Annotated in this window: 36 protein-coding genes and 1 pseudogene; all 37 read left to right on the forward strand. The window is 67.0% G+C overall.

Annotation, left to right across the window (positions count from 1 at the left end):
- Nucleotides 1-499: pseudogene (locus ACWGIF_RS05390) on the forward strand (hypothetical protein); the annotation flags it as partial.
- Nucleotides 500-593: 94 nt separating this feature from the next.
- Nucleotides 594-1,715 carry a hypothetical protein gene (locus tag ACWGIF_RS05395; RefSeq protein WP_453491385.1) on the forward strand — a complete coding sequence of 374 codons (1,122 nt, stop codon included), beginning with the start codon at nucleotides 594-596 and terminating at the stop codon, nucleotides 1,713-1,715.
- A 474-nt stretch (nucleotides 1,716-2,189) separates the two neighbouring features.
- The gene (gene rpsJ / locus ACWGIF_RS05400) at nucleotides 2,190-2,498 is read left to right on the forward strand and encodes a 30S ribosomal protein S10 (RefSeq protein ID WP_003948644.1); all 309 of its coding nucleotides are present in this window, start codon (nucleotides 2,190-2,192) and stop codon (nucleotides 2,496-2,498) included.
- Between the two features lie 14 nt (nucleotides 2,499-2,512).
- Nucleotides 2,513-3,157 carry a 50S ribosomal protein L3 gene (gene rplC / locus ACWGIF_RS05405; protein ID WP_007265899.1) on the forward strand — a complete coding sequence of 215 codons (645 nt, stop codon included), beginning with the start codon at nucleotides 2,513-2,515 and terminating at the stop codon, nucleotides 3,155-3,157.
- Between the two features lie 4 nt (nucleotides 3,158-3,161).
- Nucleotides 3,162-3,812 carry a 50S ribosomal protein L4 gene (gene rplD, locus ACWGIF_RS05410; RefSeq protein ID WP_030710344.1) on the forward strand — a complete coding sequence of 217 codons (651 nt, stop codon included), beginning with the start codon at nucleotides 3,162-3,164 and terminating at the stop codon, nucleotides 3,810-3,812.
- Nucleotides 3,812-4,135 (forward strand): 50S ribosomal protein L23, encoded by a 324-nt coding sequence (gene rplW / locus ACWGIF_RS05415; RefSeq protein WP_007265901.1) that lies wholly within the window; start codon nucleotides 3,812-3,814, stop codon nucleotides 4,133-4,135. Before rplD ends, rplW begins: the two co-directional genes overlap by 1 nt.
- Before the next feature lie 39 nt (nucleotides 4,136-4,174).
- Nucleotides 4,175-5,011: a 50S ribosomal protein L2 gene (gene rplB, locus ACWGIF_RS05420; RefSeq protein ID WP_008739715.1), complete on the forward strand. Its 837-nt coding sequence runs from the start codon at nucleotides 4,175-4,177 to the stop codon at nucleotides 5,009-5,011.
- Between the two features lie 12 nt (nucleotides 5,012-5,023).
- On the forward strand, nucleotides 5,024-5,305 hold the full coding sequence (rpsS, locus tag ACWGIF_RS05425; protein ID WP_008739713.1) for a 30S ribosomal protein S19: 282 nt from the start codon (nucleotides 5,024-5,026) through the stop codon (nucleotides 5,303-5,305).
- A 43-nt stretch (nucleotides 5,306-5,348) separates the two neighbouring features.
- A complete protein-coding gene (gene rplV, locus ACWGIF_RS05430; protein WP_266938741.1) occupies nucleotides 5,349-5,696 on the forward strand; it encodes a 50S ribosomal protein L22 in 348 nt (115 codons plus the stop codon).
- Nucleotides 5,696-6,538: a 30S ribosomal protein S3 gene (gene rpsC / locus ACWGIF_RS05435; RefSeq protein WP_008739710.1), complete on the forward strand. Its 843-nt coding sequence runs from the start codon at nucleotides 5,696-5,698 to the stop codon at nucleotides 6,536-6,538. Before rplV ends, rpsC begins: the two co-directional genes overlap by 1 nt.
- 5 nt (nucleotides 6,539-6,543) lie before the next feature.
- Nucleotides 6,544-6,963: a 50S ribosomal protein L16 gene (gene rplP / locus ACWGIF_RS05440; protein ID WP_008739704.1), complete on the forward strand. Its 420-nt coding sequence runs from the start codon at nucleotides 6,544-6,546 to the stop codon at nucleotides 6,961-6,963.
- Nucleotides 6,963-7,187, forward strand: coding sequence for a 50S ribosomal protein L29 (gene rpmC / locus ACWGIF_RS05445; RefSeq protein ID WP_008739703.1), 225 nt, complete (start codon nucleotides 6,963-6,965; stop codon nucleotides 7,185-7,187). The genes rplP and rpmC overlap by 1 nt, the downstream gene beginning before the upstream one ends.
- Nucleotides 7,187-7,468: a 30S ribosomal protein S17 gene (rpsQ, locus tag ACWGIF_RS05450; protein WP_030008467.1), complete on the forward strand. Its 282-nt coding sequence runs from the start codon at nucleotides 7,187-7,189 to the stop codon at nucleotides 7,466-7,468. Before rpmC ends, rpsQ begins: the two co-directional genes overlap by 1 nt.
- 104 nt (nucleotides 7,469-7,572) lie before the next feature.
- Nucleotides 7,573-7,941 carry a 50S ribosomal protein L14 gene (gene rplN / locus ACWGIF_RS05455; protein ID WP_008739701.1) on the forward strand — a complete coding sequence of 123 codons (369 nt, stop codon included), beginning with the start codon at nucleotides 7,573-7,575 and terminating at the stop codon, nucleotides 7,939-7,941.
- Nucleotides 7,942-7,943: 2 nt separating this feature from the next.
- Complete coding sequence (rplX, locus tag ACWGIF_RS05460) at nucleotides 7,944-8,267, forward strand: 50S ribosomal protein L24 (RefSeq protein WP_073912889.1); 324 nt, start codon at nucleotides 7,944-7,946, stop codon at nucleotides 8,265-8,267.
- The gene (rplE, locus tag ACWGIF_RS05465; RefSeq protein ID WP_030388859.1) at nucleotides 8,267-8,818 is read left to right on the forward strand and encodes a 50S ribosomal protein L5; all 552 of its coding nucleotides are present in this window, start codon (nucleotides 8,267-8,269) and stop codon (nucleotides 8,816-8,818) included. The genes rplX and rplE overlap by 1 nt, the downstream gene beginning before the upstream one ends.
- A 5-nt stretch (nucleotides 8,819-8,823) precedes the next feature.
- Nucleotides 8,824-9,009 (forward strand): type Z 30S ribosomal protein S14, encoded by a 186-nt coding sequence (locus ACWGIF_RS05470; protein WP_003956452.1) that lies wholly within the window; start codon nucleotides 8,824-8,826, stop codon nucleotides 9,007-9,009.
- 223 nt (nucleotides 9,010-9,232) lie between these two features.
- Nucleotides 9,233-9,631 carry a 30S ribosomal protein S8 gene (rpsH, locus tag ACWGIF_RS05475; RefSeq protein WP_007265911.1) on the forward strand — a complete coding sequence of 133 codons (399 nt, stop codon included), beginning with the start codon at nucleotides 9,233-9,235 and terminating at the stop codon, nucleotides 9,629-9,631.
- A gap of 20 nt (nucleotides 9,632-9,651) precedes the next feature.
- Nucleotides 9,652-10,191, forward strand: a complete 540-nt coding sequence (gene rplF, locus ACWGIF_RS05480) for a 50S ribosomal protein L6 (RefSeq protein ID WP_189733357.1) — start codon at nucleotides 9,652-9,654, stop codon at nucleotides 10,189-10,191.
- A gap of 2 nt (nucleotides 10,192-10,193) precedes the next feature.
- Nucleotides 10,194-10,577, forward strand: coding sequence for a 50S ribosomal protein L18 (gene rplR / locus ACWGIF_RS05485; protein WP_030008471.1), 384 nt, complete (start codon nucleotides 10,194-10,196; stop codon nucleotides 10,575-10,577).
- 45 nt (nucleotides 10,578-10,622) lie between these two features.
- Nucleotides 10,623-11,228, forward strand: a complete 606-nt coding sequence (gene rpsE, locus ACWGIF_RS05490) for a 30S ribosomal protein S5 (protein ID WP_030298218.1) — start codon at nucleotides 10,623-10,625, stop codon at nucleotides 11,226-11,228.
- Nucleotides 11,228-11,410, forward strand: coding sequence for a 50S ribosomal protein L30 (rpmD, locus tag ACWGIF_RS05495; protein ID WP_053682614.1), 183 nt, complete (start codon nucleotides 11,228-11,230; stop codon nucleotides 11,408-11,410). Before rpsE ends, rpmD begins: the two co-directional genes overlap by 1 nt.
- A gap of 1 nt (nucleotide 11,411) precedes the next feature.
- Nucleotides 11,412-11,867, forward strand: coding sequence for a 50S ribosomal protein L15 (gene rplO / locus ACWGIF_RS05500; RefSeq protein WP_008739693.1), 456 nt, complete (start codon nucleotides 11,412-11,414; stop codon nucleotides 11,865-11,867).
- A 187-nt stretch (nucleotides 11,868-12,054) separates the two neighbouring features.
- Nucleotides 12,055-13,368 carry a preprotein translocase subunit SecY gene (gene secY, locus ACWGIF_RS05505; RefSeq protein WP_453491389.1) on the forward strand — a complete coding sequence of 438 codons (1,314 nt, stop codon included), beginning with the start codon at nucleotides 12,055-12,057 and terminating at the stop codon, nucleotides 13,366-13,368.
- The gene (locus tag ACWGIF_RS05510) at nucleotides 13,368-14,015 is read left to right on the forward strand and encodes an adenylate kinase (RefSeq protein ID WP_453491392.1); all 648 of its coding nucleotides are present in this window, start codon (nucleotides 13,368-13,370) and stop codon (nucleotides 14,013-14,015) included. Before secY ends, ACWGIF_RS05510 begins: the two co-directional genes overlap by 1 nt.
- 170 nt (nucleotides 14,016-14,185) lie before the next feature.
- The gene (gene map / locus ACWGIF_RS05515) at nucleotides 14,186-15,037 is read left to right on the forward strand and encodes a type I methionyl aminopeptidase (RefSeq protein WP_326588504.1); all 852 of its coding nucleotides are present in this window, start codon (nucleotides 14,186-14,188) and stop codon (nucleotides 15,035-15,037) included.
- Nucleotides 15,038-15,175: 138 nt separating this feature from the next.
- Nucleotides 15,176-15,397: a translation initiation factor IF-1 gene (gene infA, locus ACWGIF_RS05520; RefSeq protein ID WP_003956442.1), complete on the forward strand. Its 222-nt coding sequence runs from the start codon at nucleotides 15,176-15,178 to the stop codon at nucleotides 15,395-15,397.
- 74 nt (nucleotides 15,398-15,471) lie between these two features.
- Nucleotides 15,472-15,585, forward strand: coding sequence for a 50S ribosomal protein L36 (rpmJ, locus tag ACWGIF_RS05525; protein WP_003956441.1), 114 nt, complete (start codon nucleotides 15,472-15,474; stop codon nucleotides 15,583-15,585).
- Nucleotides 15,586-15,785: 200 nt separating this feature from the next.
- Complete coding sequence (gene rpsM / locus ACWGIF_RS05530) at nucleotides 15,786-16,166, forward strand: 30S ribosomal protein S13 (protein WP_030710357.1); 381 nt, start codon at nucleotides 15,786-15,788, stop codon at nucleotides 16,164-16,166.
- A 54-nt stretch (nucleotides 16,167-16,220) separates the two neighbouring features.
- Nucleotides 16,221-16,625 carry a 30S ribosomal protein S11 gene (rpsK, locus tag ACWGIF_RS05535; protein WP_003956432.1) on the forward strand — a complete coding sequence of 135 codons (405 nt, stop codon included), beginning with the start codon at nucleotides 16,221-16,223 and terminating at the stop codon, nucleotides 16,623-16,625.
- Nucleotides 16,626-16,776: 151 nt separating this feature from the next.
- Nucleotides 16,777-17,799 carry a DNA-directed RNA polymerase subunit alpha gene (locus tag ACWGIF_RS05540; RefSeq protein WP_008739666.1) on the forward strand — a complete coding sequence of 341 codons (1,023 nt, stop codon included), beginning with the start codon at nucleotides 16,777-16,779 and terminating at the stop codon, nucleotides 17,797-17,799.
- Between the two features lie 163 nt (nucleotides 17,800-17,962).
- Nucleotides 17,963-18,436 (forward strand): 50S ribosomal protein L17, encoded by a 474-nt coding sequence (gene rplQ, locus ACWGIF_RS05545; RefSeq protein WP_319733898.1) that lies wholly within the window; start codon nucleotides 17,963-17,965, stop codon nucleotides 18,434-18,436.
- Nucleotides 18,437-18,536: 100 nt separating this feature from the next.
- Complete coding sequence (gene truA / locus ACWGIF_RS05550; RefSeq protein ID WP_453491397.1) at nucleotides 18,537-19,388, forward strand: tRNA pseudouridine(38-40) synthase TruA; 852 nt, start codon at nucleotides 18,537-18,539, stop codon at nucleotides 19,386-19,388.
- A 95-nt stretch (nucleotides 19,389-19,483) separates the two neighbouring features.
- A complete protein-coding gene (locus tag ACWGIF_RS05555) occupies nucleotides 19,484-21,103 on the forward strand; it encodes an ATP-binding cassette domain-containing protein (RefSeq protein ID WP_453491400.1) in 1,620 nt (539 codons plus the stop codon).
- Nucleotides 21,104-21,173: 70 nt separating this feature from the next.
- Nucleotides 21,174-22,517 carry a glycosyltransferase family 87 protein gene (locus ACWGIF_RS05560; RefSeq protein WP_453491403.1) on the forward strand — a complete coding sequence of 448 codons (1,344 nt, stop codon included), beginning with the start codon at nucleotides 21,174-21,176 and terminating at the stop codon, nucleotides 22,515-22,517.
- Between the two features lie 231 nt (nucleotides 22,518-22,748).
- A complete protein-coding gene (rplM, locus tag ACWGIF_RS05565) occupies nucleotides 22,749-23,192 on the forward strand; it encodes a 50S ribosomal protein L13 (RefSeq protein WP_393746931.1) in 444 nt (147 codons plus the stop codon).
- Between the two features lie 42 nt (nucleotides 23,193-23,234).
- Complete coding sequence (rpsI, locus tag ACWGIF_RS05570; protein WP_453491406.1) at nucleotides 23,235-23,756, forward strand: 30S ribosomal protein S9; 522 nt, start codon at nucleotides 23,235-23,237, stop codon at nucleotides 23,754-23,756.
- The last annotated feature ends 67 nt before the right edge of the window (nucleotides 23,757-23,823 follow it).

The following is a 23,823-nucleotide window of genomic DNA, read 5'->3' on the forward strand; positions in this document are numbered from 1 at the left end:
CTTCACCCCCGGCCAGACGATCCCCAACCTGGTGGTCGTCCCGGTCGTGGACGGGAAGGTCAGCTTCTTCAACAACCAGGGCACCGTCGACCTGATAGCGGACATCACGGGCTACTTCTCCGACAGCGACGCGGGCGCCCTGCACGCGAACTTCGGTCCGCAGCGTCTGATGGACACCCGTGAGGGCCTCGGTGTCCGCAAGGGCCCGGTCACCGGGGGCGGCGTGGTCACGCTGCCCGTGGCGGGCGTCGGCGGCATCCCGGCGACCGGCGTCAAGGCCGTGGTGCTGAACGTGACGGCGACGAACCCGACCGAGGCGAGCTTCGTGTCGGTCTTCCCGAGCGGGACGACGCGCACGAGCGCGTCGAACCTGAACTTCACCGCCGGTCTCACGATCCCCAACCTGGTGGTCGTCCCGGTCGTGGACGGGAAGGTCAGCTTCTACAACAACTCGGGTTCCGTGGATCTCATCGCGGACATCACGGGGTACTTCAGCTAGTGGCGTGAACACGTCTTTCCGCAGGTGAGGGGCTCCGCACCAGAAGGTGCGGGGCCCCTCACGCATGTGGGGGCAGGGAACGGAAGACAGGGACATGGGGAAGAACGACGACGACAGACCGGGCGTCTCCGACGAGGAGTGGGCCCGGTTCCTGGAGCAGGCCGTCCAGGGGCCGGGGGACGCGCCGAAGGAGCCCTCCGCGCGGGCACGGATGGTGACCGAGCGGCTGCGTGCCACACAGGGCCAGGAGCCGCCGGGCTGGCGGACCGGCCCCGCCTGGCGGGAGCGCCGGCGCCCGGGGCGGCTCAAGGCCGTCCTGGCCGTCGTCCTCATCGCCGGGCTCGCGCTGATCGCCGTACGGCCCGAGCTGGTGATCGACCGGCTCACCGGCGAAACCGAGGCGCGGCAGGAGGCCGGGAAGGGTCCGCTGCCCGCAGAGTCCGAGCGCCCCACCACACCGCCGCCGTCGGCGCCGCCGGACCAGCCGACCCTGCAGGAACCCTTCCGCGGCTCCCCGGCCCTCCAGTGGGCCGACGGCGCCGCCGGTATCGAGCTGCCCGAGGCGACCGCGGTCAACGGGGTCAGCCGGGAGCTGGTCGCGCAGGGGCTTGAGCGGACGAAGCAGTTCCTGGTGCTGGCCAATCTGGACCCGGCGACGCTGCGCGGGGAGCGCCCCACCGCCGCACTGGAGATGATCGACCCCGGTCAGCGGCCGATGCTGGACCGGCTGGAGGGAGCCCTGGACCACCCGGGCCGCGAAGCGGACCCGCTGCAGGTGTTCACCCGTGCCAACCCCGCTCAGGTGCGCCTCGCGGGCGACGTGGTGAAGGTGCGCGGCCGGATGACGGTCGAGGCCGGCGAGAGCCCGGGTCAGGTCGACGTCCTGGTCGACTACACCTTCGTCTACCCGCTGGTCCAGGCGAAGAGCGGGGCCGAGGAGGTCAGCCGCACGATCGTGCGCAGGCAGATGGAGTTCACCTTCGCCGATCCCCGCAAATGGCGGGTCCAGGCGGGGATGATCCAGGTCGGGCCGTACCGGTACGACATCGCTAACTCGGAGTGCTTCGTCTACGACGGGTACGTGCACCCGGTGTTCCGGGACGCTCCGGCCGCCGACGGCCCTCCGCCGTCCGGGCCGCCCAGGGACCCGTACGACCGCAGCCAGGGCCTGGAACAGGCCGAGGAGGAGGGCTGCGGGACGGTCTCGCGGACCTGATGGGACGGGGGAGACGCCCCGCCGGGCGAAGTGCGTGCTCTGGTTTGACCACGGAGCGTGGCGGGGTATTCTCTTCGGCCCGATTAGCCAGGTACGTGCCTCGTATGGCAGACTACTCAAGTTGCTCGGCTGAGTGCCGATGCTGCGCGCCTCCCGCCGGGAGGACCGGAAGCGAGTCCCACAGTACTCGTCGTTCTTAATCTGCCTCTCGGGGCAGCAATGGGAACGGACGTACGGGAATCTTCTGGGAAGCGTCAGCACGGTGCCCACCAGGCACTCGGTGGGTGTTTCTCCCCCGAATCGCGGTCACAGGGACCGCACCCCCTTGGACGAGGGAATTTCCGTATGGGAATTTTCTGTAGAGGGAGTGCGACACGCCCGACCGCGTGGGTCGGAGGAGAGGCAGCGGGATCCGTTCCGCAGCCGACCGGGAGCCAGAGCGTTTCCACATACAGACAGGACTACGGAGTAGCCATGGCGGGACAGAAGATCCGCATCCGGCTCAAGGCCTACGACCACGAGGTCATCGATTCCTCGGCGAAGAAGATCGTCGAGACGGTGACGCGCACTGGTGCGTCGGTCGCGGGCCCGGTGCCGCTGCCCACTGAGAAGAACGTGTACTGCGTCATCAAGTCGCCGCACAAGTACAAGGACTCGCGCGAGCACTTCGAGATGCGCACGCACAAGCGCCTGATCGACATCCTCGACCCGACCCCCAAGACCGTTGACTCGCTGATGCGCCTGGACCTTCCGGCCGGCGTTGACATCGAGATCAAGCTCTGAGAGGCGTCGAGAAGATGGCAAAGCAGATCAAGGGCGTCCTGGGCGAGAAGCTCGGCATGACCCAGGTCTGGGACGAGAACAACCGTGTCGTCCCGGTGACCGTGGTCAAGGCCGGACCCTGCGTCGTTACCCAGGTCCGTACGAACGACATCGACGGCTACGAGTCGGTCCAGATCGCCTTCGGCGAGATCGACCCGCGCAAGGTGAACAAGCCCCTCAAGGGCCACTTCGCCAAGGCCGACGTGACCCCGCGCCGCCACCTGGTGGAGCTCCGCACCTCCGACGCCAGCGAGTACACGCTCGGCCAGGAGATCACTGCTGAGGTGTTCGAGTCCGGCGTCAAGGTCGACGTCACGGGCAACAGCAAGGGCAAGGGCTTCGCCGGTGTCATGAAGCGGCACAACTTCCGGGGCCTCGGCGCCGGTCACGGTGTGCAGCGCAAGCACCGCTCCCCCGGTTCGATCGGTGGCTGCGCCACCCCTGGGCGTGTCTTCAAGGGCATGCGCATGGCTGGTCGTATGGGCAACGAGCGTGTCACCACCCAGAACCTGACCATCCACGCGGTTGACGCGGAGAAGGGTCTGCTCCTCATCAAGGGTGCGGTCCCCGGTCCGAACGGCGGCCTCGTCCTGGTCCGTACCGCGGCCAAGGGGGCTTGAGGTAATGAGCACCATTGACATCCTTTCGCCGGCAGGCGACAAGGCCGGTACCGTCGAGCTCCCCGCGGAGATCTTCGACGCGAAGACCAGCGTTCCGCTGATCCACCAGGTCGTTGTCGCTCAGCTGGCTGCTGCCCGTCAGGGCACGCACAAGACCAAGCGTCGTGGCGAAGTCCGTGGTGGTGGCCGCAAGCCGTACCGCCAGAAGGGCACCGGCCGCGCGCGCCAGGGTTCGACCCGTGCGCCGCAGTTCGTCGGCGGTGGCGTTGTCCACGGCCCGCAGCCGCGTGACTACTCCCAGCGGACCCCCAAGAAGATGAAGGCCGCCGCCCTCCGCGGTGCCCTCTCGGACCGTGCGCGTCACTCCCGCATCCACGTCGTCACCGGCGTGGTCGAGGGTTCCGCCTCCACGAAGGCCGCCAAGACGCTGTTCGGCAAGATCTCGGAGCGCAAGAACCTGCTCCTGGTCGTCGAGCGCGCCGACGAGGCCGCGTGGCTGTCCGCCCGCAACCTGCCCCAGGTTCACATCCTGGAGCCGGGCCAGCTGAACACGTACGACGTGATCGTCTCTGACGACGTGGTCTTCACTCAGGCCGCTTTCGAGTCCTTCGTGTCTGGCCCCAAGGCCGATGAGACCGAAGGGAGCGACGCCTGATGTCTGAGGCGACCGTTACCAGCAAGACCTTCACTGACCCGCGCGACCTGCTGATCAAGCCGGTTGTCTCGGAGAAGAGCTACGCGCTGCTGGACGAGAACAAGTACACGTTCATCGTCGCGCCCGGCGCCAACAAGACCCAGATCAAGCAGGCCGTGGAAGCGGTCTTCTCGGTCAAGGTCACCGGGGTCAACACGATCAACCGTCAGGGTAAGCGCAAGCGCACCAAGACCGGTTTCGGCAAGCGTGCCAACACCAAGCGCGCCATCGTGACCCTTGCCGAGGGCAACCGTATCGACATCTTCGGCGGCCAGGCCTCCTAACGGAGGTCTAGTCGTCCGGAATCGGACGAGGACTGAGAAATGGGTATCCGCAAGTACAAGCCGACGACCCCGGGCCGTCGTGGCTCCAGCGTCGCCGACTTTGTCGAGATCACGCGGTCCACGCCGGAGAAGTCGCTGGTTCGCCCTCTGCACAGCAAGGGCGGCCGTAACAACACCGGCCGGATCACCGTTCGCCACCAGGGTGGTGGACACAAGCGCGCCTACCGTGTGATCGACTTCCGTCGTCACGACAAGGACGGCGTGCCGGCCAAGGTCGCGCACATCGAGTACGACCCCAACCGCACCGCGCGCATCGCGCTGCTGCACTACGCCGACGGCGAGAAGCGCTACATCATCGCGCCGAAGGCTCTCAAGCAGGGTGACCGGATTGAGAACGGCCCCACGGCCGACATCAAGCCCGGCAACAACCTCGCGCTCCGCAACATCCCGGTCGGTACCACGATCCACGCGATCGAGCTCCGTCCCGGTGGCGGCGCGAAGTTCGCCCGCTCCGCTGGTGCCTCCGTGCAGCTGCTGGCGAAGGAGGGCACGATGGCCCACCTTCGTATGCCGTCCGGTGAGATCCGTCTCGTCGACGCGCGCTGCCGCGCCACGGTCGGCGAGGTCGGCAACGCCGAGCAGTCGAACATCAACTGGGGCAAGGCCGGCCGCATGCGCTGGAAGGGCGTTCGCCCGTCCGTCCGCGGTGTCGCGATGAACCCGGTTGACCACCCGCACGGTGGTGGTGAGGGCAAGACCAGTGGTGGTCGCCACCCGGTCTCCCCGTGGGGTCAGAAGGAGGGTCGTACTCGCTCGCCGAAGAAGGCTTCGAGCAAGTACATCGTCCGCCGCCGCAAGACGAACAAGAAGCGCTAGGAGCGGGTTTAGATGCCGCGCAGTCTCAAGAAGGGGCCCTTCGTCGACGACCACCTCGTAAAGAAGGTGGACGTCCAGAACGAAGCCGGCACCAAGAACGTCATCAAGACCTGGTCCCGTCGCTCGATGATCATCCCCAGCATGCTGGGTCACACCATCGCGGTGCACAACGGCAAGACCCACGTCCCGGTGTTCGTCACCGAGTCGATGGTCGGCCACAAGCTCGGCGAGTTCTCGCCGACTCGCACCTTCCGCGGCCACGTCAAGGACGACCGGAAGTCGAAGCGCCGCTAAAGGCGGGGTGGTTACGACTATGACTTACACCGAAGGGACAACCATGGAAGCCAGGGCCCAGGCGCGGTACATCCGCGTCACGCCCATGAAGGCCCGCCGAGTGGTGGACCTTATCCGTGGCATGGATGCCACGGAGGCTCAGGCGGTCCTGCGTTTCGCCCCGCAGGCCGCGAGCGTGCCGGTTGGCAAGGTGCTTGACAGCGCCATCGCCAACGCCGCACACAACTACAACCACCCGGACGCCACTTCGCTGTTCATCAGCGAGGCGTTCGTGGACGAGGGCCCGACCCTGAAGCGGTTCCGTCCGCGTGCGCAGGGCCGTGCCTACCGGATCCGCAAGCGGACCAGCCACATCACCGTGGTCGTCAGCAGCAAGGAAGGTTCCCGGTAATGGGCCAGAAGGTAAACCCGCACGGGTTCCGGCTCGGCATCACCACCGACTTCAAGTCGCGTTGGTACGCCGACAAGCTGTACAAGGACTACGTCAAGGAAGACGTCGCCATCCGTCGGATGATGACGTCCGGCATGGAGCGCGCCGGCATCTCGAAGGTTGAGATCGAGCGCACCCGTGACCGCGTGCGTGTGGACATCCACACCGCACGTCCGGGCATCGTCATCGGCCGCCGTGGCGCCGAGGCCGACCGCATCCGCGGTGACCTCGAGAAGCTCACGGGCAAGCAGGTCCAGCTGAACATCCTCGAGGTCAAGAACCCCGAGCTTGACGCTCAGCTGGTTGCCCAGGCCGTTGCCGAGCAGCTCTCCTCCCGCGTCTCCTTCCGTCGCGCCATGCGTAAGAGCATGCAGGGCACGATGAAGGCCGGCGCCAAGGGCATCAAGATCCAGTGTGGCGGCCGTCTCGGCGGCGCCGAGATGTCCCGCTCCGAGTTCTACCGCGAGGGTCGTGTGCCGCTGCACACGCTGCGCGCGAACGTGGACTACGGCTTCTTCGAGGCCAAGACCACCTTCGGCCGTATCGGTGTGAAGGTCTGGATCTACAAGGGCGACGTCAAGAACATCGCCGAGGTTCGCGCCGAGAACGCTGCAGCCCGTGCGGGTAACCGCCCGGCCCGCGGCGCGCAGGGCGCTGGCGACCGTCCCGCCGGCCGTGGTGGCCGTGGTGGCGAGCGCGGCGGCCGTGGTGGCCGCAAGCCGCAGCAGGCTGCTGGTGCCGAGGCCCCCAAGGCCGACGCTCCCGCCGCCGCTCCGGCCGAGAGCACCGGAACGGAGGCCTGACCGACATGCTGATCCCTCGTAGGGTCAAGCACCGCAAGCAGCACCACCCCAAGCGCAGTGGTATGGCGAAGGGCGGTACTGAGGTCACGTTCGGCGAGTACGGCATCCAGGCGCTGACCCCGGCGTACGTGACGAACCGCCAGATCGAGGCGGCTCGTATTGCGATGACCCGCCACATCAAGCGTGGCGGCAAGGTCTGGATCAACATCTACCCGGACCGCCCGCTGACGAAGAAGCCTGCTGAGACCCGCATGGGTTCCGGTAAGGGTTCTCCCGAGTGGTGGATCGCCAACGTGCACCCGGGCCGGGTCATGTTCGAGCTGTCCTACCCGAACGAGAAGATTGCTCGTGAGGCGCTCACCCGCGCTGCTCACAAGCTTCCGATGAAGTGCCGGATTGTTCGGCGCGAGGCAGGTGAGTCGTGATGGCGACGGGAACCAAGGCGTCCGAGCTGCGTGAGCTCGGCAACGAGGAGCTCGTTGGCAAGCTGCGCGAGGCCAAGGAGGAGCTGTTCAAGCTCCGCTTCCAGGCGGCCACGGGTCAGCTGGAGAACAACGGCCGGCTCAAGTCCGTCCGTAAGGACATCGCTCGCATCTACACCCTGATGCACGAGCGTGAGCTCGGTATCGAGACGGTGGAGAGCGCCTGATGAGCGAGAACAACGTGACTGAGAAGACCGAGCGCGGTTTCCGCAAGACCCGTGAGGGTCTGGTCGTCAGCGACAAGATGGACAAGACCGTCGTCGTCGCCGTCGAGGACCGCGTGAAGCACGCCCTGTACGGCAAGGTCATCCGCCGTACGAACAAGCTCAAGGCGCACGACGAGCAGAACGCTGCCGGCGTCGGCGACCGCGTCCTCATCATGGAGACGCGTCCGCTGTCGGCGAGCAAGCGCTGGCGCATCGTCGAGATCCTCGAGAAGGCCAAGTAAGCACCTGAGGGGTTTCCCTCAGGTTCGTTCCGCCAGGCTCGGTGGGGGCTCCGCTCCAGTAGCGAAGCCCCCGCCGGGAACCGGCAGACAAACAGGAGATACACGTGATCCAGCAGGAGTCGCGACTGCGTATCGCCGACAACACTGGTGCAAAGGAGATCCTTTGCATCCGTGTTCTCGGTGGTTCCGGTCGCCGCTACGCGGGCATCGGTGACGTCATCGTCGCCACCGTCAAGGACGCGATCCCCGGTGGCAACGTGAAGAAGGGTGACGTCGTCAAGGCGGTCATCGTTCGCACCGTGAAGGAGCGCCGCCGCCAGGACGGCTCGTACATCCGCTTTGACGAGAACGCCGCCGTCATTCTGAAGAACGACGGCGACCCTCGCGGCACCCGTATCTTCGGCCCGGTGGGCCGTGAGCTGCGCGAGAAGAAGTTCATGAAGATCATCTCGCTCGCGCCGGAGGTGCTGTAAGCATGAAGATCAAGAAGGGCGACCTGGTTCAGGTCATCACCGGTAAGGACAAGGGCAAGCAGGGCAAGGTCATCGTCGCCTTCCCCGCTGAGAACCGCGTCCTCGTCGAGGGTGTCAACCGGGTCAAGAAGCACACCAAGGCCGGCCAGACCGCTGGTGGCTCGCAGACCGGTGGCATCGTGATCACCGAGGCGCCGATCCACGTCAGCAACGTTCAGCTGGTTGTGGAGAAGGACGGCCAGAAGGTCGTTACCCGCGTCGGTTTCCGCTTCGACGACGAGGGCAACAAGATCCGCGTTGCCAAGCGGACGGGTGAGGACATCTGATGGCTACCACTCCGCGTCTCAAGACGAAGTACCGCGAGGACATCGCGGGCAAGCTGCGTGAGGAGTTCTCCTACGAGAACGTCATGCAGATCCCCGGCCTCGTGAAGATCGTGGTCAACATGGGTGTGGGCGACGCCGCCCGCGACTCCAAGCTGATCGACGGCGCCATCAAGGACCTGACGACGATCACCGGTCAGAAGCCGGCCGTCACGAAGGCCCGGAAGTCCATCGCGCAGTTCAAGCTGCGCGAGGGTCAGCCGATCGGCTGCCACGTCACCCTCCGTGGTGACCGCATGTGGGAGTTCCTGGACCGTACGCTGTCGCTCGCGCTGCCGCGTATCCGTGACTTCCGTGGTCTGTCGCCGAAGCAGTTCGACGGCCGTGGCAACTACACCTTCGGTCTCACGGAGCAGGTCATGTTCCACGAGATCGACCAGGACAAGATCGACCGTACCCGGGGTATGGACATCACCGTGGTCACCACGGCGACCAACGACGACGAGGGCCGTGCCCTCCTTCGTCACCTCGGCTTCCCCTTCAAGGAGGCGTAAGCGAGATGGCGAAGAAGGCTCTCATCGCGAAGGCTGCCCGCAAGCCCAAGTTCGGTGTGCGTGCGTACACCCGCTGCCAGCGCTGCGGTCGCCCCCACTCCGTGTACCGCAAGTTCGGCCTGTGCCGCGTCTGCCTTCGTGAGATGGCTCACCGTGGCGAGCTGCCGGGCGTGACCAAGAGCTCCTGGTAATTCCCTTCCGTCCGTAAGGACTTGGGAAGTACCAGAGACTCTCGGTAAGCATCTGGACGGTGGGTGCCCGGCCGCACATGCCTTAGGCTTGTGTGGTTGGGCGTCCGCCGCCCATAACGACTTACTACGCCGTAGGTCCCCGCACCGCACCCGTCCCGCCACTGAGTGGGGAGAGGGATGGCGCATACAGGAAACCCCGGCGAGAGAGGCCGAAGGCCACTTCATGACCATGACTGACCCGATCGCAGACATGCTCACGCGTCTGCGTAACGCTAACTCGGCGTACCACGACACCGTCGTGATGCCGCACAGCAAGATCAAGTCGCACATCGCAGAGATCCTCAAGCAGGAGGGTTTCATCACCGGCTGGAAGGTCGAGGACGCCGAGGTCGGCAAGAACCTCGTCCTCGAGCTGAAGTTCGGGCCGAACCGTGAGCGCTCCATCGCGGGCATCAAGCGGATCTCGAAGCCCGGTCTGCGCGTGTACGCGAAGTCCACCAACCTGCCGAAGGTCCTCGGCGGCCTGGGCGTGGCGATCATCTCCACGTCCCACGGTCTCCTGACCGGTCAGCAGGCAGGCAAGAAGGGCGTAGGTGGGGAAGTCCTCGCCTACGTCTGGTAGTCGGGAACGGAGGAAAAGCAATGTCGCGAATCGGCAAGCTCCCCATCCAGGTTCCCGCCGGTGTGGACGTCACCATCGATGGCAGCACGGTCGCGGTGAAGGGCCCCAAGGGTTCCCTCTCGCACACCGTGAAGGCTCCCATCGCGGTCGTTAAGGGTGAGGACGGCGTTCTGAACGTCACCCGCCCCAACGACGAGCGTCAGAACAAGGCCCTGCACGGCCTGTCCCGCACGCTGGTGGCGAACATGATCACCGGTGTGACCACGGGATACGTCAAGGCTCTCGAGATCAGCGGTGTCGGTTACCGTGTCCTGGCGAAGGGCTCCGACCTGGAGTTCCAGCTGGGTTACAGCCACCCGATCCTGGTGGAGGCGCCCGAGGGCATCTCCTTCAAGGTCGAGTCGCCGACCAAGTTCACCGTCGAGGGCATCGACAAGCAGAAGGTCGGCGAGGTCGCCGCCAACATCCGCAAGCTGCGGAAGCCCGACCCGTACAAGGCCAAGGGTGTCAAGTACGCCGGCGAAGTCATCCGCCGCAAGGTCGGAAAGGCTGGTAAGTAGCCATGGCATACGGTGTGAAGATCGCCAAGGGCGACGCGTACAAGCGCGCTGCCAAGGCTCGCCGCCACATCCGCATCCGCAAGAACGTCTCGGGTACGGCGGAGCGTCCGCGCCTCGTCGTGACGCGTTCCAACCGCAACATCGTTGCTCAGGTCATCGACGACCTCCAGGGTCACACCCTGGCGTCGGCGTCGACCCTGGACGCTTCGATCCGCGGTGGCGAAGGCGACAAGAGCTCGCAGGCCCAGGCTGTCGGCGCGCTCGTCGCCGAGCGTGCCAAGGCTGCGGGTGTCGAGACCGTCGTGTTCGACCGCGGTGGCAACCGATACGCCGGGCGCATTGCCGCTCTGGCTGACGCCGCCCGCGAAGCCGGGCTGAAGTTCTAAGCCCCGGTTCCGGGACTCACGGACGTAACAGAGAGAGGTAATCCAATGGCTGGACCCCAGCGCCGCGGAAGCGGTGCCGGTGGCGGCGAGCGGCGGGACCGGAAGGGTCGCGACGGTGGCCCTGCCGCCGAGAAGACCGCTTACGTTGAGCGCGTTGTCGCGATCAACCGCGTCGCCAAGGTTGTCAAGGGTGGTCGCCGCTTCAGCTTCACCGCGCTGGTCGTGGTGGGCGACGGTGACGGCACTGTAGGTGTCGGTTACGGCAAGGCCAAGGAAGTTCCCGCGGCCATCGCCAAGGGTGTCGAGGAAGCGAAGAAGAACTTCTTCAAGGTTCCGCGCATCCAGGGCACCATCCCTCACCCGATCACGGGCGAGCGTGCCGCGGGCGTCGTGCTGCTGAAGCCGGCTTCCCCCGGTACCGGTGTTATCGCCGGTGGCCCGGTGCGCGCCGTTCTGGAGTGCGCCGGCGTTCACGACATCCTGTCGAAGTCGCTCGGTTCGTCGAACGCGATCAACATCGTGCACGCGACCGTGGCAGCGCTCAAGGGCCTGCAGCGTCCCGAGGAGATCGCGGCTCGCCGTGGTCTGCCCCTCGAGGACGTCGCCCCCGCGGCTCTGCTGCGTGCACGTGCCGGGGCGGGTGCTGCGTAATGGCTCGCCTCAAGATCACGCAGACGAAGTCGTACATCGGCAGCAAGCAGAACCACCGTGACACTCTGCGTTCGCTCGGGCTCAAGCGCCTGAACGACGTGGTCGTCAAGGAGGACCGCCCCGAGTTCCGCGGAATGGTGCAGACCGTCCGCCACCTCGTGACGGTTGAGGAGGTTGACTAACATGGCTGAGAACAGCCCGCTGAAGGCCCACAACCTCCGTCCCGCCCCCGGTGCCAAGACCGCGAAGACCCGTGTCGGTCGTGGTGAGGCGTCGAAGGGTAAGACGGCCGGTCGTGGTACGAAGGGCCAGAAGGCCCGTTACCAGATCCCGCAGCGCTTCGAGGGTGGGCAGATGCCCCTCCACATGCGTCTGCCGAAGCTCAAGGGCTTCAAGAACCCGTTCCGCACCGAGTTCCAGGTCGTGAACCTGGACAAGCTCGGCGCTCTCTACCCCGAGGGTGGAGAAGTCACGGTGGCCGACCTGGTCGCCAAGGGCGCGGTTCGCAAGAACAGCCTCGTCAAGGTCCTGGGCCAGGGCGAGCTCTCCGTGGCGCTGCAGGTTTCGGTTGACGCCGTCTCCGCCTCCGCCAAGGAGAAGATTGCCGCTGCCGGCGGCACTGTCACCGAGCTCGTCTAAGACGATTTCAGTGGCTGAATAGCTCGAAACCCGACCGGGGATGCCTCACATATGGGGCATCCCCGGTTGGTCGTTCCACGGAAGGCACACTCGCCGGTAAGGTGGCGTGCACCTTTGCTTTGTCGTATACGTCGATCCCTCAGACCGTCACCTCTGACGCAGTAGCGCGGGGGTCGCAGGAGGCACCGTGCTCACCGCGTTCGCCCGGGCGTTCAAGACGCCCGACCTGCGCAAGAAGCTGCTCTTCACGCTCGGCATCATCGTGCTGTTCCGGCTCGGGTCCCACATCCCGGTTCCCGGCGTGAGCTATAAGAACGTCCAGATCTGTGTTGAACAGGCAGGCAGCAGCAACGGGCTGTTCGGTCTCGTCAACATGTTCAGCGGCGGTGCGCTGCTGCAGATCACGATCTTTGCGCTCGGCATCATGCCGTACATCACGGCGAGCATCATTCTGCAGCTGCTGACCGTGGTCATCCCGAAGCTGGAGACCCTCAAAAAAGAGGGACAGTCCGGCACGGCGAAGATCACTCAGTACACGCGCTATCTGACGGTCGCGCTCGCGATCCTGCAGGGCACGGGCCTCGTCGCCACTGCCCGCACTGGTGCCCTGTTCCAGGGCTGCCAGGTCGCCAGCCAGATCGTCCCCGACCGGTCGATCTTCACCACGGTCGTCATGGTGATCACCATGACCGCCGGCACCTGCGTCGTCATGTGGCTCGGTGAGCTCATCACCGACCGCGGCATCGGCAACGGCATGTCGATCCTCATGTTCATCTCGATCGCCGCCGGCTTCATCGGCGCCCTCTGGGCCATCAAGGAGCAGGGCAAGATCGCGGACGGCTGGGTCGAGTTCGGCGTGGTCATGCTCGTCGGTCTCGCGATGGTCGGTCTGGTGGTCTTCGTCGAGCAGGCGCAGCGCCGGATCCCGGTCCAGTACGCGAAGCGCATGATCGGCCGCCGCGCCTACGGTGGTACCTCGACCTACATCCCGCTCAAGGTGAACCAGGCGGGCATCATCCCCGTCATCTTCGCCTCGTCGCTGCTCTACATCCCGGCGCTGGTCGTACAGTTCAGCGGTTCCACCGCGGGCTGGGCCACCTGGATCCAGAAGCACCTCGTCAAGGGCGACCACCCGTACTACATCGCGGTGTACTTCCTCCTGATCGTCTTCTTCGCGTTCTTCTACGTGGCGATCTCGTTCAACCCCGAGGAAGTTGCAGACAACATGAAGAAGTATGGTGGGTTCATCCCGGGTATCCGCGCCGGTCGACCCACCGCCGAGTACCTGAGCTACGTACTCAACCGGATCACCTGGCCGGGGTCGCTGTACCTGGGTCTCATCGCTCTTGTGCCGACGATGGCGTTGGCCGGCTTCGGAGCGAACCAGAACTTCCCGTTCGGCGGGACGAGCATCCTGATCATCGTGGGTGTGGGTCTGGAAACCGTGAAGCAGATCGAGAGCCAGCTCCAGCAGCGTAATTACGAAGGGTTCCTCCGCTGATGCGAATCGTCCTCGTCGGACCGCCCGGTGCGGGCAAGGGAACGCAGGCCGCGTTCCTTGCCAAGAACCTGTCGATCCCGCACATCTCCACGGGCGACCTGTTCCGGGCCAACATCAGCCAGGGCACCGAGCTGGGCAAGCAGGCGAAGGCGTACATGGACGCCGGCGACCTGGTCCCCGACGAGGTGACCATCGGCATGGCGAAGGACCGGATGGAGCAGCCCGACGCCGTGGGCGGCTTCCTGCTCGACGGGTTCCCGCGCAACGTCTCGCAGGCCGAGGCGCTCGACGTGATGCTCCAGGCCGAGGGCATGAAGCTCGACGCCGTCCTCGACCTGGAGGTCGAGGAGGACGAGGTCGTCAAGCGGATCGCCGGCCGCCGGATCTGCCGCAACGACTCCGCGCACGTCTTCCACGTGACGTACGCCCCGCCGAAGGCCCAGGGCGTGTGCGACACCTGCGGCGGCGAGCTGTACCAGCGCGGTGACGACTCCGAGGCCACGGTCCGCAACCGGCTGGAGGTCTACCACACTCAGACCGAGCCGATCATCGACTACTACAAGGCCCAGGGCCTGCTGGTGACCATCCCGGCCCTCGGTGAGGTCGCGGACGTCACCAAGCGTGCGATGGACGCCCTCAAGAAGTAGTCACCCCTTGGTGTGCAGGTACGGCCGCGGTGTCCCCTCGGGGCACCGCGGCCGTCTGTATGACGCGCCGCGGCACGACATCAGCCGATAATTGAGCAACCACAGCGGACAGCGACCACGTCCGCGAGAGCGGCGGCGGTTCAGCCGCAAAAAACGGAAGGCTGTTCCACATGGTCCAGATCAAGACCCCCGAGCAGATCGCGAAGATGCGCGAGGCGGGGCTGGTCGTCGCCGCGATCCATGCGGCGACCCGCGAGGCGGCCGTGCCGGGCGCCACGACGCGGGATCTGGACATGGTGGCCCGCAAGGTCATCGCGGACGCCGGGGCCAAGTCGAACTTCCTCGGCTACGGCGGCTTCCCCGCGACGATCTGCACCTCGGTGAACGAGGTCGTCGTCCACGGCATCCCGGACGACAAGACCGTCCTCAAGGACGGCGACATCATCTCGATCGACGCCGGCGCGATCGTGGACGGCTGGCACGGCGACGCCGCCTACACCGCCTTCGTGGGCACCGGCCACGCGCCTGAGCTCGTGGAGCTCTCCCGGGTGACCGAGGAGTCCATGTGGGCCGGCATCGCCGCCATGAAGCTCGGCAACCGTCTCGTGGACATCTCGAAGGCGATCGAGACGTACATCAAGCGCCAGCCCCGCCCCACCACCGGTGAGCACAGCCTCGGCAAGTTCGGGATCATCGAGGACTACGGCGGCCACGGCATCGGGTCCGAGATGCACATGGACCCCCACCTCCTGAACTACGTCTCGCGCAAGCGGGGCAAGGGCATCAAGCTGGTCCCGGGCGTCTGCCTGGCGATCGAGCCGATGGTCTCCCTGGGAACCGCCCAGACGGAGGTACTGGCGGACGACTGGACGGTCATCACGACGGACGGCACCTGGTCCTCGCACTGGGAGCACTCCATCGCACTGACCGAGGCCGGTCCGATCGTCCTGACCAGCCCGGACTGCGGTAAGGCGAAGCTGGCGGAGTACGGGGTCACCACGGCCCCGGACCCCCTCGGTTAATGATCTAGACTCATGGGCAAACTTTCCGGATTCGTCTTTCTGGGTGCCCTGACGTAGACTGACTCGTCGGCTCTCGTGCACTTCCATGCCTGCATGGCGCGCGAGGCCGATCAAGGTAGCCGATTCGAAAGGCGAAGCGTGGCCAAGAAGCAAGGTGCCATCGAAATCGAGGGCACCGTGATCGAGTCCCTCCCGAACGCGATGTTCAAGGTGGAACTCCAGAACGGTCACAAAGTCCTCGCGCACATCAGCGGCAAGATGCGCATGCACTACATCCGCATCCTCCCTGATGACCGGGTCGTCGTGGAGCTGTCTCCGTACGACCTGACGCGTGGCCGGATCGTCTACCGATACAAGTAGATCTTGTCTTCACTCCCGCCTGGGCGTCTTGTCCCGGCGCGGGTGGTGGCACTGACCCGGAGAACCTCACCAACATGAAGGTCAAGCCGAGCGTCAAGAAGATCTGCGACAAGTGCAAGGTGATCCGCCGTCACGGTCGGGTCATGGTCATCTGCGACAACCTGCGCCACAAGCAGCGCCAGGGCTGACGCACGCCGACCGACCTGCCTTCCGCAGTTCTTCGCGCGACGTAAGAAAACGTACATACGCAGAACCCGCCCAGCCCTGTACGGGGCCGGCGGTACCTCCGGCGGGGGCCGGGGACCCGGACGTACCATCACCCACTTCGGGGTGGTCGGCGGTCGGGGTCGGTTCTGCGGAAGACCCCCGAACACACAGGAGCCATTGAATGGCACGCGTTTCCGGTGTTGACATCCCGCGCGAAAAGCGTGTGGAGATCGCACTCACCTACGTCTTCGGTATCGGGCGCACCCGGTCCAAGGAGATCCTCGCCTCCACCGGCGTGAACCCGAACACCCGCGTTCGTGACCTGGCCGAAGAGGACCTGGTCAAGATCCGCGAGTACGTGGACGCCAACCTCCGTACCGAGGGTGACCTCCGCCGCGAGATCCAGGCCGACATCCGTCGCAAGGTCGAGATCCAGTGCTACCAGGGTATTCGCCACCGTCGTGGCCTCCCGGTGCACGGTCAGCGCACCAGCACGAACGCGCGTACCCGCAAGGGCCCGCGTCGCGCGATCGCCGGTAAGAAGAAGCCGGGCAAGAAGTAGTCCTGTTCAGCGGTCTTGCGCTGTAGGACCGACCACCTCCCGTAGGAGATTTAGATGCCCCCCAAGGGTCGTCAGGGCGCTGCCAAGAAGGTGCGCCGCAAGGAAAAGAAGAACGTCGCTCACGGGCACGCCCACATCAAGAGCACGTTCAACAACACCATCGTTTCGATCACCGACCCCTCGGGCAACGTGATCTCCTGGGCCTCCGCCGGTCACGTCGGCTTCAAGGGCTCGCGCAAGTCCACCCCCTTCGCCGCGCAGATGGCCGCCGAGTCGGCCGCCCGCCGCGCGCAGGAGCACGGCATGCGCAAGGTTGACGTCTTCGTGAAGGGTCCGGGCTCCGGCCGCGAGACCGCGATCCGCTCCCTGCAGGCCACCGGCCTCGAGGTCGGCTCGATCCAGGACGTCACCCCCACCCCGCACAACGGCTGCCGCCCGCCGAAGCGCCGCCGCGTCTGACGCAGCGGACGCACCCGTGCGTTCTTGAAGTGTCCGGGCGGTACGAACCCCTCGCGGGGGACGTGCCGCCCGTACCCTTGTAGTCCGCAGCTCCCCGCTGCACACCGTCGGGCGTCAAATAGTGGGCGTCCACGAATGAAGGAACACAGACATGCTTATCGCTCAGCGTCCTTCGCTGACCGAAGAGGTCGTCGACGAGTACCGCTCGCGGTTCGTGATCGAGCCGCTCGAGCCGGGCTTCGGTTACACCCTCGGCAACTCCCTGCGCCGTACGCTTCTCTCCTCGATCCCGGGTGCCGCTGTCACCAGCATCCGCGTCGACGGCGTCCTGCACGAGTTCACCACCGTGCCGGGCGTCAAGGAAGACGTCACGGACATCATCCTCAACATCAAGCAGCTGGTCGTCTCCTCGGAGCACGACGAGCCGGTCGTGATGTACCTGCGCAAGCAGGGTCCCGGCCTGGTCACCGCTGCCGACATCGCGCCCCCGGCCGGTGTCGAGGTGCACAACCCGGACCTGGTCCTCGCCACGCTCAACGGCAAGGGCAAGCTGGAGATGGAGCTGACCGTCGAGCGCGGTCGCGGCTACGTCTCCGCCGTCCAGAACAAGCAGCTGGGCCAGGAGATCGGTCGCATCCCGATCGACTCCATCTACAGCCCGGTCCTCAAGGTCACCTACAAGGTCGAGGCGACCCGTGTCGAGCAGCGCACCGACTTCGACAAGCTGATCGTCGACGTCGAGACCAAGCAGGCCATGCGCCCGCGCGACGCCATGGCGTCCGCCGGCAAGACCCTGGTCGAGCTGTTCGGTCTGGCGCGCGAGCTCAACATCGACGCCGAGGGCATCGACATGGGCCCGTCCCCGACGGACGCCGCCCTGGCCGCCGACCTGGCGCTGCCGATCGAGGAGCTCGAGCTCACCGTTCGGTCGTACAACTGCCTCAAGCGCGAGGGCATCCACTCCGTGGGTGAGCTCGTCGCCCGCTCCGAGGCGGACCTGCTCGACATCCGCAACTTCGGTGCGAAGTCGATCGACGAGGTCAAGGCGAAGCTGGCCGGCATGGGCCTGGCCCTCAAGGACAGCCCGCCCGGATTCGACCCGACCGCCGCCGCCGACGCCTTCGGCGCCGACGACGACGCGGACGCCGGTTTCGTCGAGACCGAGCAGTACTGATTCTCCCCGCCGCCGGCGGCTGAGGCCCTGGGCCGAGGTCGCCGGCCGGGTTTGATGTGCCAGGGCCCGGCAGGGCCCTGATGGAACTTTCCCGCGGCATCCGCCTCGGGGGAACTGACACCGGTACCTGACACGGCCGGTGCAGATATGAAGGAGTATCACCATGCCGCGTCCCGCAAAGGGTGCCCGTCTGGGCGGCAGCGCCGCGCACGAGAAGCACCTCCTCGCGAACCTCGCGAAGGCGCTCTTCGAGCACGGCCGCATCACCACCACCGAGGCCAAGGCCCGTCGCCTGCGTCCCTACGCCGAGCGTCTGGTCACCAAGGCCAAGAAGGGCGACATCCACAACCGTCGCCTGGTGCTGCAGACGATCACGGACAAGAGCATCGTGCACACGCTGTTCACCGAGATCGCCCCGCGCTACGAGAACCGCCCCGGTGGTTACACGCGCATCACCAAGATCGGCAACCGTCGTGGCGACAACGCCCCGATGGCCGTGATCGAGCTGGTCGAGGCCCTCACGGTCGCCCAGCAGGCCACTGGTGAGGCCGAGGCCGCCACCAAGCGCGCGGTGAAGGAGGCGGAGGCCAAGGCCGAGGCCACCGAGACCCCCGCCGAGGAGACCAAGGAGGCCTGATCCCCCGGGATCACGCTTGCTTGATCGGCTCTGAACGGGCCCGCCCCCTTCCCGGGGCGGGCCCGTTCTGCATTTCGGTGACTCTGAGAGGATCTGTCACGTGAGTGACGAGGTGGACCCCGGGCACGTCCGGGTGCGGCTGGACCTGAGCTACGACGGCAAGGACTTCTCCGGCTGGGCGAAGCAGCGCGTGCTGCGGACCGTGCAGGGCGAGCTGGAGTCGGCCCTGCAGACCGTGATGCGGCTGTCCGAGCCGGTGGAGCTGACCGTGGCGGGACGCACCGACGCGGGCGTACACGCCCGTGGGCAGGTCGCGCAGTTCGACCTCGCCGAGGAGGTGTGGGCCGAGCACCACGACAAGCTGCTGCGCCGTCTCGCGGGCCGGCTGCCGCACGATGTACGGGTGTGGAAGGTGGCCGAGGCCCCCGTGGGCTTCAACGCGCGCTTCTCGGCCATCTGGCGGCGCTACGCCTACCGCGTGGGCGACCACCAGGGCGGAGTCGACCCGCTGCGCCGCGGGCACGTGCTGTGGCACCAGTGGCCGCTCGACGTGGACGCCATGAACGAGGCCGCCGCCCCGCTGCTCGGCGAGCACGACTTCGCGGCGTACTGCAAGAAGCGCGAGGGCGCGACGACCATCCGTACGCTGCAGCAGCTCAGCTGGGAGCGCGCCGAGGACGGGATCGTCACCGCGACCGTCCGGGCCGACGCGTTCTGCCACAACATGGTCCGCTCGCTGGTGGGCGCCCTTCTGCACGTCGGGGACGGGCACCGGCCCGTCGACTGGCCGGGCAAGGTGCTCGCCGCCGGTGTGCGGGACTCCTCGGTGCACGTGGTCAAGCCGCACGGGCTGACCCTGGAGGAGGTCGGCTACCCGGCGGACGAGCTGCTGGCCGCCCGCAGCAGGGAAGCGCGGAACGTGCGGACCCTGCCGGGCGCCGGCTGCTGCTAGGCCGTCCCTTCCGGATCTTGCGGGTCAGGCGAGATCCGTAAGAGACGGCCTCATCCGTTTGGGCGGATCCGGGCCGGGCCTGGACAATGCGCGGCATGGGACATCTCGAAGCCAGCCACCTGGAGTACTACCTTCCCGACGGGCGGGTCCTGCTCCCCGACGTCTCCTTCCGGGTGGGGGAGGGGTCGGTGGTCGCCCTGGTGGGAGCGAACGGGGCCGGCAAGACCACCCTGCTCAAGCTGATCTCCGGCGACCTCCAGCCGCACGGCGGCGGGGTCGTCGTGAGCGGCGGGCTCGGGGTGATGTCACAGTTCGTGGGCTCCGTACGGGACGAGACGACCGTCCGGGACCTGCTGGTCTCGGTGGCGCAGCCGCGCATCCGGGAGGCCGCGAAGGCGGTGGACCGGGCCGAGGAGCTGATCCTCACCGTCGACGACGAGGCCGCTCAGATGGCGTACGCGCAGGCGCTCAGCGACTGGGCCGACGTGCAGGGCTACGAGGCGGAGACCCTCTGGGACGTCTGCACGACGGCGGCGCTGGCGATCCCGTACGACACGGCACAGTTCCGCGAGGTGCGCACGCTCTCCGGCGGTGAGCAGAAGCGGCTGGTGCTGGAGGCGCTGCTGCGCGGGCCGGACGAGGTGCTGCTCCTCGACGAGCCGGACAACTACCTCGACGTCCCCGGCAAGCGGTGGCTGGAGGAGCAGCTGAAGGCCACGCGCAAGACGGTGCTGTTCGTGAGCCACGACCGGGAGCTGCTCACCCAGGCAGCGGAGAAGATCATCAGCCTGGAGGCGAGCCCCCTGGGCTCGGACGTCTGGGTGCACGGCGCCGGTTTCGGCACCTACCACGAGGCCCGCAAGGAGCGCTTCGCGCGCTTCGAGGAGCTCAAGCGGCGCTGGGACGAGGAGCACGCCCGGCTGAGGGCCCTGGTGCTGCGGCTGCGCAACCAGGCCGCGAGCAGCCCCGACATGGCCTCGCGCTACCGGGCGATGCAGACCCGATTCCAGAAGTTCGAGGAGGCCGGCCCGCCGCCGGAGCCGCCGCGCGAGCAGGACATCCGGATGCGGCTCAAGGGCGGGCGCACCGGCGTGCGTGCGCTGACCGTGGAGAACCTGGAGCTGACCGGGCTGATGAAGCCCTTCTCCCTGGAGGTCTTCTACGGGGAACGGGTCGCGGTGCTCGGTTCCAACGGCTCCGGGAAGTCGCACTTCCTGCGCCTGCTGGCGGGCGAGGACGTCAAGCACACCGGCACGTGGAAGCTGGGCGCGCGGGTGGTTCCCGGCCATTTCGCGCAGACCCACGCGCACCCGGAGCTGTTCGGCCGTACCCTCGTCGACATCTTGTGGACGGAGGCGGCCAAGCCACTCGGTGCGGCGATGGGCGCCCTGCGCCGCTACGAGCTGGAGCGGCAGGGTGACCAGCCCTTCGAGAAGCTCTCGGGCGGCCAGCAGGCGCGTTTCCAGATCCTGCTGCTGGAGCTGGCGGGTACGACGGCGCTGCTGCTGGACGAGCCGACCGACAACCTGGACCTGGAGTCGGCGGAGGCCCTCCAGGACGGCCTGGAGGCCTACGACGGCACTGTGCTGTGCGTCACGCACGACCGCTGGTTCGCGCGGACATTTGACCGTTACCTGGTCTTCGGTTCGGACGGTGTTGTGCGGGAGACTCAGGAACCCGTCTGGGACGAACGTAGAGTCGAACGCAAGCGCTAGGGGGAGAACCGTCACCCCCTCGGTCGAGTGAGGGGCAGGCGTCGTGGGGCTGCGGCCTAGCATCTGGCTGATGAAGTGGGAGAACCCGAGCACGGGGGACGAGAGCGCCGGGGGCGGGACCTCCGGAAACCAGGCCGTGGGGAGCGGGGCCGCAGGGGGCCGACGTCCCGGAGGCCCGGCTTCCGGCAGCCGGCTCGTCGACTGGCTGCTGCGGCCCGCGTCCCGCTCCTGGCAGGTCGTCTCCCTCGCGGTGCTCCTCGGGATCGCCGTCTCCACGAGCCTGCGGGCGAACTGGGGCTCGGACAACGCCTTCGTCGTCAAGGCCGCCGAGACGCTGCTGGCGGGCGGGTCCCCTTACGAGGACAAGCGCTTCCTCTACCTCCCGAGCGCCGTGCTCATGGCGATTCCCGAGGCGCTGCTGCCGCGGGAGGTCCTGCGGTGGGTCCTGCCCGTCGGGATGTCGGGACTGCTGGGCGCCGGCTGGCTGGCGGCGCTGCGGATGTTCTCGGTGCCGCTGCGCTCGCGATTCGCGGTCGGCGGTTTCGCGGTGTTCGCCCTCGCCTACAAGCCGTACGTGAACCTCGTGCTGATCGGCAACTGGACCGCCATCTCGGCGGCCGCGCTGCCGCTGGCGCTGCTGCTCGCGCACCGGCGGTCGTGGGGGTCGGCCGGGCTGGTGGTCGGGCTGGCGATCGCGTGCAAGCCGATGCTGGTGCCGATCGGGCTGCTCTTCCTGATCGCCCGGCGCTGGCGGGGGCTGGCCGCGGCCGTGTTGGTGCCGCTGGGGCTCTCACTGGCCGGCGCGCTGGCGATGCCGAGCCCGACGCTGTTCTTCACCAAGACCCTGCCGTTCCTGCTCCAGGGGCAGGATGCGTACGCCCTGCCGTGGGACGCCTCGCCGATCGCGGTGCTGCCGCGGCTGGGGGTGCCGGAGCCGCTGGCGGTGCTGGTCGCCTTCGCGGGGGCCGGGGCCGGTCTGTGGGCGGCCTGGGTGCGGTGGCGGCGTACGGACGATGCCGACGGGGGCGAGCTGCGGCTGGTGGAGACCGCCTGCATGGTGATGCTCGCCGCATTCCTGGTGTCGCGGCCGTCCTTCGACCACTACCTGCTGGTGGTGCTGCCCCTGCTGCTGGCCTCGGCGGTGCGCCCGGGCTCGATGCCCCGCTCGCCCTGGTTCTGGGCGGCCCTGGGGCCCCAGGTGGCGGGCATTCCGTGGCCCTCCGAGCTGGAGGCCAAGCGGCGGGCCTTCAAGGACTGCGCCACGCTGTGCGGGCTCGCGATCCTGCTGGGGCGTCGTGCACTGCGCTCCGGTCGGGTTACTCTGGAGCCCGTAACAACTGCGGGGTCCCCACCCAGGACCGAACCGGAGTGCGCCGCGACGCCAGCAGAATCGGCATCGCGGACCGCGTTTTGACCCATACGGGTCTGCTTGGGTACTCTGCTGGTTTGTTATGCGTATTGGCTTGCTCATTCTCACGTGAAAGGGCCTTACGCCGGTCCACCGGGCCGATGACCAGCGGTTCACACGGGTTGCGTCCCCGATGTGGACGAGGGCTGTCGTGATCGTCCGTGGTGACCCTGTCAGGACCTTCCCGTGGGGCTTGCGCCCCTGGGATACCACCACTGAAGAAGCGAAGGCATACGCGTGCGTACGTTCAGCCCCAAGCCCGGCGACATCTCGCGCCAGTGGCTCGTCATCGACGCCCAGGACGTAGTCCTCGGCCGTCTGGCGACCCAGGCCGCTGCCCTCCTGCGGGGCAAGCACAAGCCGACTTACGCCCCCCACATGGACATGGGCGACTTCGTCATCATCGTCAACGCCGACAAGGTTCACCTGTCCGGCAACAAGGCGTCGCAGAAGATGGCGTACCGCCACTCCGGCTACCCGGGCGGTCTCCGTTCGGTGCGCTACGACGACCTCCTGGCGAACAACCCGGAGAAGGCCGTCGAGAAGGCCGTCAAGGGCATGCTCCCCAAGAACACCCTGGGCCGTCAGATGCTCTCGAAGCTGAAGGTCTACTCGGGCGACCAGCACCCCCACGCTGCGCAGCAGCCGGTGCCGTTCGAGATCACCCAGGTCGCGCAGTAGTTCCGGCCACCCCCTAAGACGTAGAAAATTCTGAGGAGCATCGTGGCCGAGACCACCGCCGAGACGACCCCCGTCGACGAGTTCGAGGGCAACGTCGAGGAGTACACCAGCGAGTCCGAGGCCGTAGTCGAGGGCGACTACACCTCCGAGTCCCTTGCCGGTCGCTTCGGCGACCCCCAGCCGGCCGCCGGCCTGGGCCGTCGCAAGAACGCCATCGCCCGCGTCCGGATCGTTCCGGGCACCGGCAAGTGGAAGATCAACGGTCGCACCCTTGAGGACTACTTCCCCAACAAGGTGCACCAGCAGGAAGTCAACGAGCCGTTCAAGCTCCTCGAGCTGGACAACCGCTACGACGTCATCGCCCGCATCGCGGGTGGCGGCGTCTCCGGCCAGGCCGGCGCCCTGCGCCTCGGTGTGGCCCGTGCGCTGAACGAGGCGGACGTGGACAACAACCGCCCGGCGCTGAAGAAGGCCGGCTTCCTCTCCCGCGACGACCGTGCGGTCGAGCGCAAGAAGGCCGGTCTCAAGAAGGCCCGTAAGGCTCCGCAGTACAGCAAGCGTTAATCTGCGCCTGCTGTTCTGCAACGAAACCGCCCCGGCAGCACTCTCTGTGCTGCCGGGGCGGTTCGTT

The organism is Streptomyces sp. NPDC054849 (assembly GCF_053610945.1).

Bases quoted from the DNA above. Each gene is read 5' to 3' on its own strand.
- ACWGIF_RS05395 (WP_453491385.1), top strand. From the start codon at position 594: ATGGGGAAGAACGACGACGACAGACCGGGCGTCTCCGACGAGGAGTGG.
- rpsJ (WP_003948644.1), top strand. From the start codon at position 2,190: ATGGCGGGACAGAAGATCCGCATCCGGCTCAAGGCCTACGACCACGAG.
- rplC (WP_007265899.1), top strand. From the start codon at position 2,513: ATGGCAAAGCAGATCAAGGGCGTCCTGGGCGAGAAGCTCGGCATGACC.
- rplD (WP_030710344.1), top strand. From the start codon at position 3,162: ATGAGCACCATTGACATCCTTTCGCCGGCAGGCGACAAGGCCGGTACC.
- rplW (WP_007265901.1), top strand. From the start codon at position 3,812: ATGTCTGAGGCGACCGTTACCAGCAAGACCTTCACTGACCCGCGCGAC.
- rplB (WP_008739715.1), top strand. From the start codon at position 4,175: ATGGGTATCCGCAAGTACAAGCCGACGACCCCGGGCCGTCGTGGCTCC.
- rpsS (WP_008739713.1), top strand. From the start codon at position 5,024: ATGCCGCGCAGTCTCAAGAAGGGGCCCTTCGTCGACGACCACCTCGTA.
- rplV (WP_266938741.1), top strand. From the start codon at position 5,349: ATGGAAGCCAGGGCCCAGGCGCGGTACATCCGCGTCACGCCCATGAAG.
- rpsC (WP_008739710.1), top strand. From the start codon at position 5,696: ATGGGCCAGAAGGTAAACCCGCACGGGTTCCGGCTCGGCATCACCACC.
- rplP (WP_008739704.1), top strand. From the start codon at position 6,544: ATGCTGATCCCTCGTAGGGTCAAGCACCGCAAGCAGCACCACCCCAAG.
- rpmC (WP_008739703.1), top strand. From the start codon at position 6,963: ATGGCGACGGGAACCAAGGCGTCCGAGCTGCGTGAGCTCGGCAACGAG.
- rpsQ (WP_030008467.1), top strand. From the start codon at position 7,187: ATGAGCGAGAACAACGTGACTGAGAAGACCGAGCGCGGTTTCCGCAAG.
- rplX (WP_073912889.1), top strand. From the start codon at position 7,944: ATGAAGATCAAGAAGGGCGACCTGGTTCAGGTCATCACCGGTAAGGAC.
- rplE (WP_030388859.1), top strand. From the start codon at position 8,267: ATGGCTACCACTCCGCGTCTCAAGACGAAGTACCGCGAGGACATCGCG.
- ACWGIF_RS05470 (WP_003956452.1), top strand. From the start codon at position 8,824: ATGGCGAAGAAGGCTCTCATCGCGAAGGCTGCCCGCAAGCCCAAGTTC.
- rpsH (WP_007265911.1), top strand. From the start codon at position 9,233: ATGACCATGACTGACCCGATCGCAGACATGCTCACGCGTCTGCGTAAC.
- rplF (WP_189733357.1), top strand. From the start codon at position 9,652: ATGTCGCGAATCGGCAAGCTCCCCATCCAGGTTCCCGCCGGTGTGGAC.
- rplR (WP_030008471.1), top strand. From the start codon at position 10,194: ATGGCATACGGTGTGAAGATCGCCAAGGGCGACGCGTACAAGCGCGCT.
- rpsE (WP_030298218.1), top strand. From the start codon at position 10,623: ATGGCTGGACCCCAGCGCCGCGGAAGCGGTGCCGGTGGCGGCGAGCGG.
- rpmD (WP_053682614.1), top strand. From the start codon at position 11,228: ATGGCTCGCCTCAAGATCACGCAGACGAAGTCGTACATCGGCAGCAAG.
- rplO (WP_008739693.1), top strand. From the start codon at position 11,412: ATGGCTGAGAACAGCCCGCTGAAGGCCCACAACCTCCGTCCCGCCCCC.
- ACWGIF_RS05510 (WP_453491392.1), top strand. From the start codon at position 13,368: ATGCGAATCGTCCTCGTCGGACCGCCCGGTGCGGGCAAGGGAACGCAG.
- map (WP_326588504.1), top strand. From the start codon at position 14,186: ATGGTCCAGATCAAGACCCCCGAGCAGATCGCGAAGATGCGCGAGGCG.
- rpmJ (WP_003956441.1), top strand. From the start codon at position 15,472: ATGAAGGTCAAGCCGAGCGTCAAGAAGATCTGCGACAAGTGCAAGGTG.
- rpsM (WP_030710357.1), top strand. From the start codon at position 15,786: ATGGCACGCGTTTCCGGTGTTGACATCCCGCGCGAAAAGCGTGTGGAG.
- rpsK (WP_003956432.1), top strand. From the start codon at position 16,221: ATGCCCCCCAAGGGTCGTCAGGGCGCTGCCAAGAAGGTGCGCCGCAAG.
- ACWGIF_RS05540 (WP_008739666.1), top strand. From the start codon at position 16,777: ATGCTTATCGCTCAGCGTCCTTCGCTGACCGAAGAGGTCGTCGACGAG.
- rplQ (WP_319733898.1), top strand. From the start codon at position 17,963: ATGCCGCGTCCCGCAAAGGGTGCCCGTCTGGGCGGCAGCGCCGCGCAC.
- ACWGIF_RS05555 (WP_453491400.1), top strand. From the start codon at position 19,484: ATGGGACATCTCGAAGCCAGCCACCTGGAGTACTACCTTCCCGACGGG.
- ACWGIF_RS05560 (WP_453491403.1), top strand. From the start codon at position 21,174: ATGAAGTGGGAGAACCCGAGCACGGGGGACGAGAGCGCCGGGGGCGGG.